Consider the following 13,569-nt stretch of genomic DNA (forward strand, 5'->3'; position numbering starts at 1 on the left):
AAAGGAGTACCTGCAAGTGAGCACCTGGGCAAGTTGCCGTGCCCCAGACGCGACAGGCCCGCCAATTGGCGGGCCTGTCGTCGAGAGTGCCGTGCTGCGTGGCCATGCGGGTGGCGCGTCAGCTGCGCGTGGTGCGAGCCGCCTGCCAGCAGCGTGCCGAGGTGATCTGGTTGTCCTTCACCTGCTGGATCTCGATGCGCGTGGTACCGATGGCGAGACTGGCCGGGGCATCCGGGAAGGATTCCAGATGTTCCAGAATCAGGCCGTTGAGCGTCTTGGGACCGTCAGTCGGCAGCTGCCAGCCGATGGCCTTGTTGATCTCGCGGATGTTGGCGGTGCCTTCGATCACGTAGCTGCCGTTGTCCTGCGGGTGGATCTCCTGATGCGTACCGGCGACATCGGTGGTGAACTCGCCGACGATCTCCTCGAGGATGTCCTCCAGCGTCGCCAGCCCCTGCACATCGCCATACTCGTCGACCACGATGCCGATGCGGCGCTTCTGCTTCTGGAAGTTGAGCAGCTGGGTATGCAGCGGCGTGGATTCCGGGATGAAGTAGGGCTCGCGGGCTTCCTGGATGATGGAGGCCTTGGTGACCTCGTCCAGCGACAGGAAGCGTGCCGCGTTGCGCAGGTGCAGGATGCCGATGATGTTGTTGATGTCGCCCTTGTAGATCGGCACCCGCGTGTGCTGACTGGCGCGGATATGGCTGAGGATGATGTCGAGGTCATCGTCCAGGTCGATGCCGAAGATCTCCTGACGCGGCACCATGATGTCATCGACGGTGACGTTCTCGAGATCGAGAATCGACAGCAGCATGCCCTGGTGGCGACGCGGGATCATGCTGCCGGCTTCGTGGACCACGGTGCGCAGCTCGTCACGGGTCAGGCTGTCGGCGCCGCCGCTGACATCGCGCACGCCGAACAGGCGCAGCAGGCCATTGGAGATGCCATTGACCAGCCAGACCAGCGGGTAGAGCAGCTTGAGCAACGGTTCCAGCACCAGCGAGGCCGGATAGGCGATGCGCTCCGGGTTCACGGCGGCCATGGTCTTGGGCGTCACTTCGGCAAAGATCAGTACCACGATGGTCAGCACGGCGGTCGAGACGGCCGGGCCCGAGACATCACCGAAGTAATGGATCGCGATGATGGTCGCCAGCGAGGCAGCCAGGTTGTTGACGAAGTTGTTGCCGATCAGGATGACGCCGATCAGGCGGTCCGGACGGGAAAGCAGGCGGGTAACACGCTTGGCGCCGCGCTCACCGCCCTTGGCACGGTGACTGAGACGGTAGCGGTTGATCGACATCATGCCGGTCTCGGAACTCGAGAAGAAGGCAGACAGGATGATCAGGATGACCAGTAGGCCGAACAGCAGCCCCAACGGGGTGTCGTCGCTCAAGAGTGAAGGGTCCTCGGTGGCGGATTTAGGCGCATGATACTGACACGCTCGCTGCAATGCATCAGGCGCAGCGAGCGATCTCTGTCGGGGTGGCAGGGCTTAGTGGGAAAATACCACTTGCAGCACGAACTTGGTGCCGAAGAAGGCCAGCGCCAGTACCAGGCAGCCGCCCAGTGTCCAGCGGGCGGCACGCTGGCCGCGCCAGCCCAGCACGTGATGCCCGAACAGCAGCACGGCGAAGATGATCCAGGCGCCGAGGCTGAGCACCGTCTTGTGAGCCAGATGCTGGGCAAACATGTTGTCCAGATAGATGGTGCCGCTGATGATCGACACGCTGAGCAGGATCATGCCGGCCCAGATCAGCTCGAACAGCGCGCGCTCCATGCTGGTCAGTGCCGGCAGCACCTGGACGATGCCGCGGGTATGGCGCTTCTTGAGCGCGTGCTGTTGCAGCGACAGCAGTCCGGCCTGCATGGCCGCGATGCTGAAGAAGGCCAGTGCCGCCACCGAGGTGAAGATGTGGGCGACCAGACCAGGGGAGAGCGGGTTCTCGGTGGTGGCGCTCGGCAGATTCATCACGCCGAGCACGCAGGCGGCGGCGACCGGGAACAGCGCCGCGCCCCCGGCGATCACCGGCTTGAACAGGCTGGCGATGACCAGCAGCAGGCAGATGGCCCAGCTGACCAGCGAAGCGCTCTCGAACAGTCCGAGGTGCAGCGCGCCACCGTGGTTGAGCGTGACCCAGACGATGACGGCATGGCAGGCGACGGCGATCAGCGCCAGACTGCGCACCAGACGCGTGCGTGCCGGGACGCGGCGTGTCAGGGTAAGGCCCTGCCAGAGGCCGGCGCCGAGATAGAAGATGATGGCCAGAAAGGCAAAAGGCAGAGCCTGCATGTGCTGTTGTCCAGGTGCCGGAGGGTAGCGGGAGATCAGGCCTCGCATGAGGCACTGTCTATCTGCAGAGACTATACCGAATGCGCCGCCGGGATTGCATCCACTCGCGGTGTCCTGTCGCGTGCTCTCGCGGGCGATGAGGCCTGCGCGGCGACAGACTCCGCATTGCATGACGATTGTCGGCGCTGCTTCCTTCATGCATGTCATCGCCAGGATGGCGACTTGCAAGTCTTGCATGCATGGAGACACGGCCGCCCTGTGCGTATAATGCGCGACAGGATAACCATTCACGCGCTGGGGCGTCATGCCGTGCGCCGGTCACGAGGTGGCTTACGCCCTCGTCCCCGCAGCGCGGACCCCAGACGTCCCTAGCCGGAGAGGCCCATGTTTCAAAGTTTGAGTGATCGCCTGTCGCATACGCTGAAGTCGATTACCGGCCAGGCCAAGCTGACGGAAGACAACATCAAGGACACCCTGCGCGAAGTGCGCAAGGCGTTGCTTGAAGCCGATGTCGCGCTGCCGGTGGTCAAGGCCTTCATCGAGCGAGTGCGCGAACGTGCCGTCGGTCAGGAAGTGTCCAAGAGCCTGTCGCCGGGCCAGCAGTTCGTCAAGATCGTCCAGCAGGAGCTGGAAGCGATCATGGGCGAAGCCAATGAAGGTCTGACGCTCAAGGGCAGTCCGGCCGTCATTCTGATGGCAGGCCTGCAGGGTGCGGGCAAGACGACCACCGTCGCCAAGCTGGCACGCTACCTGCGCGAGCGCGAGAAGAAGAAGGTGCTGGTGGTCTCGGCCGACGTCTATCGTCCGGCCGCCATCGACCAGCTGGAAACGCTGGCCAAGGAAGTCGGGGTCGATTTCTTCCCCTCCGACTCCTCCCAGCAGCCGGTGGCCATCGCCGAAGCGGCGATGAAGCACGCGCGTATCCAGTTCCACGACGTGGTGCTGGTCGATACCGCCGGTCGCCTGCATGTCGATGCCGACATGATGGACGAGATCGCCGCTCTGCACCGCAGCGTCAATCCCGACGAGACGCTGTTCGTCGTCGATGCGATGACCGGTCAGGATGCCGCCAACACCGCCAAGGCCTTCCATGAAGCCTTGCCGCTGACCGGTGTCGTGCTGACCAAGGCCGACGGTGATGCGCGTGGCGGTGCGGCCCTGTCCGTACGTCACATCACCGGCAAGCCGATCAAGTTCATGGGCATGGGGGAGAAGGTCGACGCCCTCGAACCCTTCCACCCGGACCGTATCGCCTCGCGCATCCTCGGCATGGGCGACATGTTGTCGCTGATCGAGGAAGCCGAGCGCACCGTCGACAAGAGCAAGGCCGAGCAGCTGGCCAGCAAGGTCAAGAAAGGCGAAGGCTTCGATCTCGAGGACTTCCGTGACCAGCTCCAGCAGCTCAAGAACATGGGTGGCATGGGCAGCCTGATGTCCAAGCTGCCGGGCATGGGTCAGCTGGCGGAAGTCGCCCAGAGCCAGGCCAGCGAGAAGGAGTTGGGCAAGCTGGAGGCGATGATCAACTCCATGACGCCCAAGGAACGCCGCAACCCCGATCTCATCAATGGGTCGCGCAAGCGCCGCATCTGCATGGGCTCCGGTACCCAGGTGCCGGACCTCAACCGTCTGCTCAAGCAGCACAAGCAGATGGCCAAGATGATGAAGAAGGCCGGCAAGAAAGGTGGCATGCAGAAGATGATGCGTGGCATGTCCGGCATGATGGGCGGTGGCGGTGGTCCTGGCGGCCCCGGCGGTATGGGTGGCATGGGCGGTATGGGTGGCCCCGGCGGCATGGGTGGCGGACGCTTCCCGCGTCGCTGATTGCTGACCCGATGCCCGATGCAGCGCTGATGAGATATGGGCGCTGACACCAGGAATTGCGCTCCGTGGCACGTCCCGTGCCACGGAGCGTGTGTATGGCCTTGGAAAAAGGTTTCCAAGGCTTGCCAATTTCCGTAGAATGTCGCCTCTTCGTGTGGACCCTCCATGCGAAGACGAGTTCTGTGGCACGATTTTCACTTCAACACGAAGGACAGATTACGCAATGGTTACCATTCGTCTGGCACGTGGTGGCGCCAAGAAGCGTCCCTTCTACCACCTCGCTGTGGCTGATTCCCGCACAGCCCGTGATGGCCGCTTCATCGAGCGCGTCGGCTTCTTCAACCCGGTCGCTCGCGGCCAGGAAGAGCGTCTGCGCGTCGATCTCGAGCGCGTCGCTCACTGGCAGCAGCAGGGCGCACAGGTCTCTGACCGTGTCGCTCAGCTGATCAAGGAAGCTGGCAAGCAGCAGGCTTGATTCCAGGATGCCTACTCAACCGAACAACCCGCAGCCGACCGCAGCGTCATCGCATGACGATGATGTCGTGGTAATGGGGAAGCTTACCAGCCCCTATGGCGTCAAAGGCTGGCTCAAGGTGTATTCCTACACCAGCCCGATTGACGGCATCTTCGATTACGCTGGCTGGATGCTGAAGCTGGACGGGAAGCAGATTCCCGCCCGCCTCGCTCAGGCACGTCGCCATGGCAAGGGCCTGGTGGCACAGCTCGAAGGTATCGACAGTCGCGAAGCAGCACAGGAGCTGGCCGGGGCGGAGATTCTCCTGCCCAAGCAGCACCTGCCGCAGCTGGAAGTCGGTGAGTACTACTGGCATCAACTGGAAGGTCTCGAGGTGGTAACGCTGGATGGCCAGCGCCTCGGGAAAGTGAGCACCCTGATGGAAACCGGTGCCAACGACGTTCTGGTGATAAAGCCGAACGACGACAGCATCGATGAGAAGGAACGGCTCGTGCCGTACCTTCCCGATCAGGTGGTTCGCGATGTGGATCTCACCACTGGGCGCATGAGCGTCGACTGGGATCCCGAATTCTGATGTTAAGCACAGAGAGCTGACGCCTGTGTGGATTGGTGTAGTGAGCCTGTTTCCGGAAATGTTCACGGCGATTACCGCCAGTGGCGTGACCGGCCGAGCGGTCGACAAGGGCCTGCTCGAGGTCGATTTCTGGAATCCTCGCGACTACGCCACCGACAGGCACCGTACGGTCGATGATCGTCCCTACGGCGGTGGTCCCGGCATGTTGATGAAGGTCGAGACCCTGCGTGGCGCCATTCGTGACGCCCGCGCCGCTGGCGGTGACAACGCTCGTGTGATCTATCTCTCCCCGCAAGGCCGCAAGCTGGATCAGGCCGGTGCCCGCGAACTGGCGACGCAAGAGCGTCTGATCGTGGTGGCCGGACGCTACGAAGGCATTGATGAGCGCGTGGTGGAGGAGGAGATCGACGAGGAGTGGTCGATCGGCGATTACGTCCTGTCTGGCGGGGAACTGCCGGCCATGGTCCTGATCGATACGGTGGCACGCCTGGTGCCGGGCGTACTCGGGCATGAAGCCAGCGCGGAGGAGGATTCCTTCACCGATGGCCTGCTCGACTGTCCGCACTATACCCGCCCTGAAGTCATCGACGGCAAGCGGGTGCCGGATGTTCTGCTCAGTGGCAATCATGCCCTGATCAAGCGCTGGCGGTTGCAGCAGTCTCTGGGACGTACCTGGCTCAGGCGTCCGGATTTGCTGGAGAGTCGCACGTTGACTCGTGAGGAGCGCAAGCTGCTCGACGAGTTCATCGCGCAGCACGCCCGGAAAGGCAAGGCCTGACCGCTGCGAACCGAAGGTTCGCTGTCAGGAGAAGGCCGCCACCGTGGCGGAGGTGCGGCACGGCCCGGAGTCATCTTGCGGGAGTTCCGTGGCGCGTCACACACAAGGTCGATCCCCGTGTTCAAGGCCGTTTGCGGTGCCGGGGTCATGACGAACATCAATCCCAGGATTGATGCTAACGAATTTGGAGCTAGCGATGAGCAGCAAGAATAAACTGATCCAGGCGATCGAAAACGAGCAGATGGCCAAGGAAATCCCGGCCTTTGCACCGGGCGACACCATCGTCGTCCAGGTCAAGGTCGTCGAAGGTACTCGCGAGCGTCTGCAGGCCTTCGAAGGCGTGGTGATCGGCAAGCGTAACCGCGGTCTGAACTCCGCCTTCACCGTCCGCAAGATCTCCCACGGTGTGGGCGTCGAGCGTACCTTCCAGACTTACAGCCCGCAGGTTGCCGCTATCGACGTCAAGCGTCGTGGTGACGTCCGTCAGGCCAAGCTGTACTACCTCCGTGAGCGTAGCGGCAAGTCTGCACGCATCAAGGAAAAGCTGGGCTAAGCGCTCCGCATTCCCTGACTGCAGAACTCGGCAGTACTGCGGGGGAGCGAATTGCCACTTGCTCCTCTGCCATATGAAGACCCCGCCATGCATCGCATGGCGGGGTCTTCGTGTTTGTGCACCAGGGAAATCCGCTGTGACTTGCAGCGGGTTCATTTCATCGTCAGGGCATCACGGTAGAATCGAGGCTCACGCAGGCCAGGTGCCGCGGTACATGACGGCCACGGCGAGCGCGGATGACGCGTCATTGAGGACGGGGAAGCGGGAATGATGGACGACGATGCGTTGGTCGAGGCCTTTCTCGATACGTTGTGGCTAGAGCGGGGTGCCAGTGACAATACGCTCGGCGCCTATCGCAGTGATCTCACGGCCTGGCGGCGCTGGTTGGCCGATCAGGCGGAGACGGGCGCTGACACGGTGCCCTTGCTGAGCGTGGCACCGCAGCAGGTGCAGGCCTTCTGTGACTCGCGGCGTGAGTCGCATGCGCTGCGCTCCACGGCGCGTCTGCTGTCGGCATTGCGGCGCTTCTATCGCTGGGCGCTGGCCGAAGACATGATCGAGGCGGACCCGCTGCATGAGGTGCGCCTGCCGCGCGTGATTCCCAGCCTGCCGGGCACGCTGGATGAGGAAGAGGTCGAGCGCCTGCTGGAGGCGCCGGATCTCGACACGCCCATCGGGCTGCGCGACCGCACCATGCTCGAAGTGCTCTATGGAGCGGGGCTGCGCATCAGCGAGCTGGTCAACCTGAGTGTCGATGCGCTCAATCTGCGCCAGGGCGTCGTGCGTGTCACCGGCAAGGGCGATCGTGAGCGGTTGGTGCCGCTGGGCGAGGAGGCCTGTGACTGGTTGTCACGCTGGCTGTCCGTTGGCCGACCTGCGATGATGGCCGACCAGACGCGTCCGGCACTGTTTCCCGGCCGACACGACAAGGCCATGACGCGACAGACCTTCTGGCATCGCATCCGGCGTCACGCCCTGACTGCGGCCATCAGCAAGCCTCTGTCACCGCATACGCTGCGCCATGCCTTCGCCACGCACCTGCTCAATCACGGTGCCAACCTGCGTGTCGTGCAGCTGTTGCTGGGACATCGTGATCTTTCCACGACCCAGATCTATACCCATGTGGCCCAGGCGCGCCTGGAGCGTCTGCATGCCGAACATCATCCGCGTGGCTGAGTGTCCTTCCCTCTGCGCGCGGACGCCAAGGAGTGTTTGATGAGCAAGTCTTTCCGTCGTCCGCAGGCCCTGTCCCGTGCGATCCGCCTCCTGAGCGCCGGCGCCATGCTGACGCTTGTGGCGCCATTGGCCCAGGCTGATGCGCTGGATGATCTGCGCGACAAGCTCGTCGTCAATGGCCAGCCGCTGCCGGTCGAATCACTGGCCTCAAGCCCCATCGACGGCCTCTATGAGGTGCGCCTGACCAGTGGCGAGAGCTTCTTCACCGATATCGACGGCAAGCATCTGATCGTGGGTGAGATGTACCGCAACGATGGCGACAAGGGGCTGGTCAATCTCAGCGAGCAGAAGGCCAATGGCGAGCGCCTCGAGCTGCTGGCCGAGGTCAGTGAAGATGATATGGTCATCTTCCGCCCGGCGGGTGAGGTCAAGGCGGTGATCAGTGTCTTCACCGATACCACCTGCCCATATTGCCGCAAGCTGCACCAGGAAGTGCCGGAACTCAATGCACGTGGCATCGAAGTGCGCTATCTGGCCTTCCCGCGCGGTGGCATGCGCTCGCAGGGGGCGCGTGAGCTGGCGCAGGTGTGGTGTGCGGACAACCCCACCGAGGCGATGAACCAGATCAAGAATGAAGGCGAAGTGCCCAAGCAGGCGGCCAGCTGCGATGCACCGGTGCAAAGCCAGTATCAGCTGGGCACGCGCATGGGAGTGCAGGGCACCCCGGCCATCGTGATGCCGGATGGCCAGATGGTGCCGGGCTACCTGCCCGTGGAGCGTCTTGCCAGCATGCTGGGCATCGATGACTGAATCACAGGCGACAAGACTGCGCGTTGACAGGGCGTCCTGCCTTGCTACCGTGGTCACGACAGACGTACGTGCAGGATGTCTGGATAATAGACCGACGTGAGATCGGCAAGGCCGTCGCTGACAGTGGCGCGGCCCTCAAGGCTGGATACCGTAACAAGAGAGGAAAGCGACGTTGAAACCGGTGAAAGTAGGAATCTGTGGTCTAGGGACCGTAGGCGGCGGCACTTATAACGTGCTGATTCGCAATGCCGATGAGATTGCGCGTCGTGCTGGACGCCCGATCATCGTCGAACAGGTCGGCGCACGACGCGACAATCCTGACTGCGATATCACCGGCGTCAGCCGCACGCACGACATCTTCGAGGTCGCGCGCAATCCCGAGGTCGATGTGCTGGTCGAGCTGATCGGTGGCTACGATGTCGCCTATCAGCTGGTGATGGAAGCCATCGCCAACGGCAAGCATGTCGTGACCGCCAACAAGGCGCTGATCGCCGTCCACGGCAACGAGATCTTCCGTGCCGCGGCCGAGAAGGGCGTGATGGTGGCCTTCGAAGCCGCAGTGGCCGGTGGCATTCCCGTCATCAAGTCGCTGCGTGAAGGCTTGGGTGCCAACCGCATCCAGTGGCTGGCCGGCATCATCAACGGCACCGGCAACTTCATCCTCAGCGCGATGCGTGATGAAGGTCGCAGCTTCGAGGACGTGCTGGCCGAGGCGCAGGCGCTGGGCTATGCCGAAGCCGATCCGACCTTCGATGTCGAAGGCATCGATGCCGCGCACAAGCTGACCATCCTGGCCTCGATCGCCTTCGGCGTGCCGCTGCAGTTCGACAAGGCCTACACCGAAGGCATCTCGCGCATCACGGCCGAGGACATCGAGCAGGCCGATAACCTGGGCTACATCATCAAGCATCTGGGCATCACCCGCGCCACGGCCAAGGGCCTCGAGCTGCGCGTGCATCCGACGCTGATTCCCAAGGGACGTCTGCTGGCCAATGTGCATGGTGTCAAGAATGCCATCGAGGTGATGGGCGACGCTGTCGGCCCGACCCTTTACTACGGCGCCGGCGCCGGTGCCGAGCCGACGGCCTCTGCCGTGGTCGCGGACCTGCTCGACGTGGCGCGCGATATCGCCACCGACCACCGCTACCGCGTGCCGTATCTGGCCTTCGCCGAGATCAATCAGCACGGCGACACCCTGCCGATCCTGCCGATGGAAGAGATCGAGACGGCCTGCTATCTGCGTCTGCACGCAGTGGACCGCCCGGGCGTGTTGGCGCGTGTCGCGTCGATTCTCTCCGAGCAGGGTATCTCCATCGAGGCGATCATCCAGAAGGAAGCCACCGAAGGGGAGCTGGTGCCGATCATTCTGCTCACGCACCGTGCGCGCGAACTGCACATGAACGAAGCGATTCGTCAGCTGGAAGCGCTGGTGGATGTCGCCGGTTCCGTGGTGCGCATTCGTGTCGAGGATCTCGACGACAACGCCTGATCGCGGGCAAACGGGGTGGGACTATCGACGGTGATGGCACCGCCCCGCTGGGCAGCCGGCGCAGGCCGGAAGAGCAAGAATCATAACGGTGGCAAGAGCCACGGGAAGACACGACATGCGTTATATCTCCACGCGCGGCCAGGCGCCGGCGCTCGGTTTTGAAGATGTGGTTCTCACGGGGCTTGCCAGCGATGGCGGCCTGTACGTGCCGGAAACCCTGCCGCAGTTCAGCGCCGAAGAGCTGACGGCGATGGCCGGTGAGTCCTACGCGGAAATCGCCTTCCGTGTCATGAAGCCCTTCGTCGATGGCGCCATCGATGACGAGACCTTCCGTGACATCGTGCGCGAGACCTACGCGACCTTCAGTCACGATGCCGTCGTGCCGCTCAATCAGCTCGACAGCAACCATTACCTGCTGGAGCTGTTCCACGGCCCGACGCTGGCCTTCAAGGATGTCGCGCTGCAGCTGCTGGGTCGCCTGCTGGATCACTTCCTTGCCAAGCGCGGCGAGCGTGCGGTGATCATGGGCGCGACCTCCGGCGATACCGGTTCTGCCGCCATCGAAGGCTGCCGTGCCTGCGATCATGTGGATATCTTCATTCTGCATCCGCACAACCGTGTCTCCGAAGTGCAGCGTCGCCAGATGACCTCCGTGCTGGCGCCCAACGTCTTCAACATCGCCATCGAAGGCAACTTCGATGATGCCCAGGCGATGGTGAAGGCCAGCTTCGCCGATCAGGACTTCCTGAACGGCACGCGTCTGGTCGCGGTCAACTCGATCAACTGGGCGCGCATCATGGCCCAGACCGTCTACTACGTGGCCGCCGGTGTGGCGCTGGGCGCTCCGGCGCGTCAGGTCAGCTTCACGGTGCCGTCGGCCAACTTCGGCAACATCTTTGCCGGCTATCTGGCCTCGCGCATGGGGCTGCCGGTGCGCCAGCTGGTGATCGCCACCAACGCCAACGACATCCTGCATCGCACCATCTCCTCCAATGACTTCTCACGTCAGGAGCTGAAGGCGACGCTGGCGCCGTCGATGGATATCGTGGTGTCCTCCAACTTCGAGCGCCTGCTGTTCGAGGCCTATGGCCGCGATGGTCAGGCGATCCGTGAGCTGCTCGAGCACTTCTCGCGTGAACCGGCAGCACTGGCGGATGCCCCGCTGGCGAAGCTGCGTGAGCTGTTCTCCAGCCACAGTGTCGATGACGAGACGATCCTCGAGGTCATCCGTGAGGCGCACCATCGCACCGGTGAGATTCTCGATCCGCATACGGCAACCGGCTATCGTGCGGCTGAGGTCTGCCGCACCGATAGCGCGACGCCGATGATCACGCTGGCGACGGCGCATCCGGCCAAGTTTGCCGAAGCCGTGGCGCGTGCCGGCTTTGCTGGCGTCGATCTGCCGCCGCATCTGCATGACCTGCTGGAGCGCGAGGAGCGTTACAGCGTACTGCCGGCGGAGTTGGCGGCAGTGCAGGACTTCGTGCGCGAGAATCGCCGCGGGTGATTGCAGCAACTGCCGGTTGGCCCGTTCGGGGTAATCGGCAGTCATCTTTTCATGGCCGTCATGTCTGCAGTCCGCTGCCGAGATGACGGCCATGTCGTTTGTCAGGAGCTCTTCATGTCTGTCACTTCCCCCGTGTCGCCCCCATTTTCGCAAGACTCCATCAGCCGTCCTGACGAGCGCACGCTTGCGGCCAGCATTGCGCGGGTCATTCAGCCGCGCGTGCGTGATGAGCGTCTCTATCAGCAGGGCATCGCGAGCGGGCTCAGCGAATTGCAGGCACGTGTGCTGGCAGGGCGCCTGACGCTGGAGAGCTGCAAGGCGCCCCTGGAGGCGCTGGTCACGCCGGCGCTCCGGCATATCGAGCATCCCGAACGGCTGGCCGATGGCCGGCGCGCGGCAGAGCGCATCGCGCGCGCCGTCGCCGAGGGGGAGCATATCGGCATCCTCACGGACTATGACGTGGATGGCATCACCTCGCATGTGGTGATGCTGCGCACGCTGACCGAGCTGTTCGATGTGCCCTACGACCGCGTGCACAGTCTGATCGGCCATCGCATCCATGATGGTTATGGCATCAGTCTGCCGCTGGTCGAGCGCATCATGACGCTGTCACCGCGTCCGTCTCTGATCGTGACCGCGGACTGCGGCTCCAGTGATGAGGCGCGTCTGGCGTTGCTCAAGGAGGCGGGGATAGAGGTCGTGGTGACGGATCACCATGCGTTGCCTCAGGAAGGGCCGCCGGCTTCCGCCTACGCGACCGTCAATCCGACACGAGATGACTGCGCCTATCCCGATGCGACCATTGCCGGCTGCATGGTCGCCTGGCTGACCATGTCATTGACCCGCAATGTCTTGATCGAGCAGGGCAGGTTGCCGAGCGATGCCCCCAAGCTGTCGCCGTGGCTGTCGTATGTGGCGCTGGGGACGGTGGCGGACTGTGTGTCACTGGGGGGGAGTGCGATCAATCGTGCGGTGGTCAATCTGGGCCTCACGCTGATCAACCGCATGCAAGAGCCCTGCTGGCGCGCGATGGCAGAGCGGCTCGGGGCGGATAGCGTGCCCTTCAATGCCGAGACGCTGGCCTTCCAGATGGGGCCGCGTATCAATGCCCGCTCGCGTCTGGATGACCCGTACGCCGCGCTGCATTTCATGTTGGCGCGGGAAGATGGCGCGGCGCAGCGTGCGCTGGAAGTGCTCGATCAGGACAACCAGTCACGCAAGGCGATCGAAGCCGAGATGGTCGAGTCGGCGCGTGCCCTGGCGCTCACCTCCTTGCGGGAAGGGCATCAGGTGATCGTGGTCCACCTAGAGGATGGTCATCCCGGGGTGCAGGGCATAGTCGCTTCGCGTCTCGTGCAGCAGTTCGGGCGACCGACCGTCGTGCTGACACCAGCCGCGGTACCCGGCATGTTGACGGGCTCCGGGCGCTCCATCGAAGGGTTGCACCTGCGGGATGCGCTGCAGCGCGCCCATGATCTCGCGCCGCAGTGTCTGCCGCGCTTCGGTGGGCATCGCGGCGCCGCCGGCGTGGGCTTGCCGCTGACGGAAAAGGATACCTTCACTCGTGCCCTGCAACAGGCAGCCGCGGAGCAGTTGGGGGAGAGGGCGCTCAATCCCTTGATTCTCAGCGATGGTGAACTGGTGGAAGGGCAGTTGAGTCTGGAGACGTTGGATGAGCTCGAGCGTCTGGCGCCCTTCGGGCGTGAGTTCGAGGCGCCTCTCTTCGAGGGCAGTTTCCTGGTCGAGAGCCTCAGGCCGGTAGGCGCCGATGGCACGCACCTGTCTTTGGAACTCTCGCACGGGCGTACGCGCCTCAAGGCGATCTGGTTCCGTGCGCTGTCACCGGGGGAATCACCGGCATTCGGCGTGGGGGCCTCGCTGAAGTGTGCTTACAAGTTGTCGCGCAATCGCTGGCGGGGGAGAGAGTCACTGCAGTTGATGCTGGAGCACGCAGTGCCTGCATGAGCTTATTTGAATTGATAGGGATATCTGGCCAAAAAGCCCTTGCCATCAAGCCGATTCCTGCGTAAAGTACGCATCCGCTGCCGGGGACGCATGGCGTTACCAGCGGTGAAAGAGGTTTGCAGGTGATT

12 protein-coding genes are annotated in these 13,569 nt (G+C 63.3%); 10 read left to right on the forward strand and 2 right to left on the reverse strand.

From position 1 onward, the window contains the following. Nucleotides 1–118: 118 nt before the first annotated feature. Nucleotides 119–1,396 (reverse strand): HlyC/CorC family transporter, encoded by a 1,278-nt coding sequence (locus QD280_RS17200; RefSeq protein ID WP_107335881.1) that lies wholly within the window; start codon nucleotides 1,394–1,396, stop codon nucleotides 119–121. Between the two features lie 99 nt (nucleotides 1,397–1,495). Further along, nucleotides 1,496–2,293 (reverse strand): cytochrome c biogenesis protein CcsA, encoded by a 798-nt coding sequence (ccsA, locus tag QD280_RS17205; RefSeq protein WP_043336454.1) that lies wholly within the window; start codon nucleotides 2,291–2,293, stop codon nucleotides 1,496–1,498. 384 nt (nucleotides 2,294–2,677) lie between these two features. Between ccsA and ffh the strand changes: the two genes are divergently transcribed. The 10 genes from ffh to QD280_RS17255 all read left to right on the forward strand — a co-directional run bounded on the left by ffh (nucleotide 2,678) and on the right by QD280_RS17255 (nucleotide 13,441). After that, nucleotides 2,678–4,114 carry a signal recognition particle protein gene (gene ffh, locus QD280_RS17210; RefSeq protein WP_054557273.1) on the forward strand — a complete coding sequence of 479 codons (1,437 nt, stop codon included), beginning with the start codon at nucleotides 2,678–2,680 and terminating at the stop codon, nucleotides 4,112–4,114. Nucleotides 4,115–4,337: 223 nt separating this feature from the next. Further along, on the forward strand, nucleotides 4,338–4,589 hold the full coding sequence (gene rpsP, locus QD280_RS17215) for a 30S ribosomal protein S16 (RefSeq protein ID WP_043336448.1): 252 nt from the start codon (nucleotides 4,338–4,340) through the stop codon (nucleotides 4,587–4,589). A 7-nt stretch (nucleotides 4,590–4,596) separates the two neighbouring features. Next, nucleotides 4,597–5,163: a ribosome maturation factor RimM gene (rimM, locus tag QD280_RS17220; RefSeq protein WP_082388946.1), complete on the forward strand. Its 567-nt coding sequence runs from the start codon at nucleotides 4,597–4,599 to the stop codon at nucleotides 5,161–5,163. A gap of 25 nt (nucleotides 5,164–5,188) precedes the next feature. Then, nucleotides 5,189–5,941: a tRNA (guanosine(37)-N1)-methyltransferase TrmD gene (trmD, locus tag QD280_RS17225; protein ID WP_043336440.1), complete on the forward strand. Its 753-nt coding sequence runs from the start codon at nucleotides 5,189–5,191 to the stop codon at nucleotides 5,939–5,941. 196 nt (nucleotides 5,942–6,137) lie between these two features. After that, complete coding sequence (gene rplS, locus QD280_RS17230; protein ID WP_043336437.1) at nucleotides 6,138–6,494, forward strand: 50S ribosomal protein L19; 357 nt, start codon at nucleotides 6,138–6,140, stop codon at nucleotides 6,492–6,494. Between the two features lie 270 nt (nucleotides 6,495–6,764). Then, nucleotides 6,765–7,670: a site-specific tyrosine recombinase XerD gene (gene xerD, locus QD280_RS17235; RefSeq protein ID WP_279840085.1), complete on the forward strand. Its 906-nt coding sequence runs from the start codon at nucleotides 6,765–6,767 to the stop codon at nucleotides 7,668–7,670. A gap of 39 nt (nucleotides 7,671–7,709) precedes the next feature. Then, the gene (locus tag QD280_RS17240) at nucleotides 7,710–8,480 is read left to right on the forward strand and encodes a DsbC family protein (RefSeq protein WP_043336436.1); all 771 of its coding nucleotides are present in this window, start codon (nucleotides 7,710–7,712) and stop codon (nucleotides 8,478–8,480) included. 172 nt (nucleotides 8,481–8,652) lie between these two features. Next, complete coding sequence (locus QD280_RS17245) at nucleotides 8,653–9,969, forward strand: homoserine dehydrogenase (protein WP_225347368.1); 1,317 nt, start codon at nucleotides 8,653–8,655, stop codon at nucleotides 9,967–9,969. A 115-nt stretch (nucleotides 9,970–10,084) separates the two neighbouring features. Further along, entirely contained in the window at nucleotides 10,085–11,476 is a 1,392-nt protein-coding gene (gene thrC / locus QD280_RS17250; protein WP_043336430.1) for a threonine synthase, read from the forward strand. 114 nt (nucleotides 11,477–11,590) lie between these two features. Next, nucleotides 11,591–13,441: a DHHA1 domain-containing protein gene (locus QD280_RS17255; protein WP_279840084.1), complete on the forward strand. Its 1,851-nt coding sequence runs from the start codon at nucleotides 11,591–11,593 to the stop codon at nucleotides 13,439–13,441. Nucleotides 13,442–13,569 lie beyond the last annotated feature (128 nt).

This window comes from Cobetia sp. 1AS1 (assembly GCF_029846435.1).
Taxonomy (GTDB): Bacteria; Pseudomonadota; Gammaproteobacteria; order Pseudomonadales; family Halomonadaceae; genus Cobetia; species Cobetia amphilecti.

Bases quoted from the DNA above. Each gene is read 5' to 3' on its own strand.
- ccsA (WP_043336454.1), bottom strand. From the start codon at position 2,293: ATGCAGGCTCTGCCTTTTGCCTTTCTGGCCATCATCTTCTATCTCGGC.
- ffh (WP_054557273.1), top strand. From the start codon at position 2,678: ATGTTTCAAAGTTTGAGTGATCGCCTGTCGCATACGCTGAAGTCGATT.
- rpsP (WP_043336448.1), top strand. From the start codon at position 4,338: ATGGTTACCATTCGTCTGGCACGTGGTGGCGCCAAGAAGCGTCCCTTC.
- rimM (WP_082388946.1), top strand. From the start codon at position 4,597: ATGCCTACTCAACCGAACAACCCGCAGCCGACCGCAGCGTCATCGCAT.
- rplS (WP_043336437.1), top strand. From the start codon at position 6,138: ATGAGCAGCAAGAATAAACTGATCCAGGCGATCGAAAACGAGCAGATG.
- xerD (WP_279840085.1), top strand. From the start codon at position 6,765: ATGGACGACGATGCGTTGGTCGAGGCCTTTCTCGATACGTTGTGGCTA.
- QD280_RS17240 (WP_043336436.1), top strand. From the start codon at position 7,710: ATGAGCAAGTCTTTCCGTCGTCCGCAGGCCCTGTCCCGTGCGATCCGC.
- thrC (WP_043336430.1), top strand. From the start codon at position 10,085: ATGCGTTATATCTCCACGCGCGGCCAGGCGCCGGCGCTCGGTTTTGAA.
- QD280_RS17255 (WP_279840084.1), top strand. From the start codon at position 11,591: ATGTCTGTCACTTCCCCCGTGTCGCCCCCATTTTCGCAAGACTCCATC.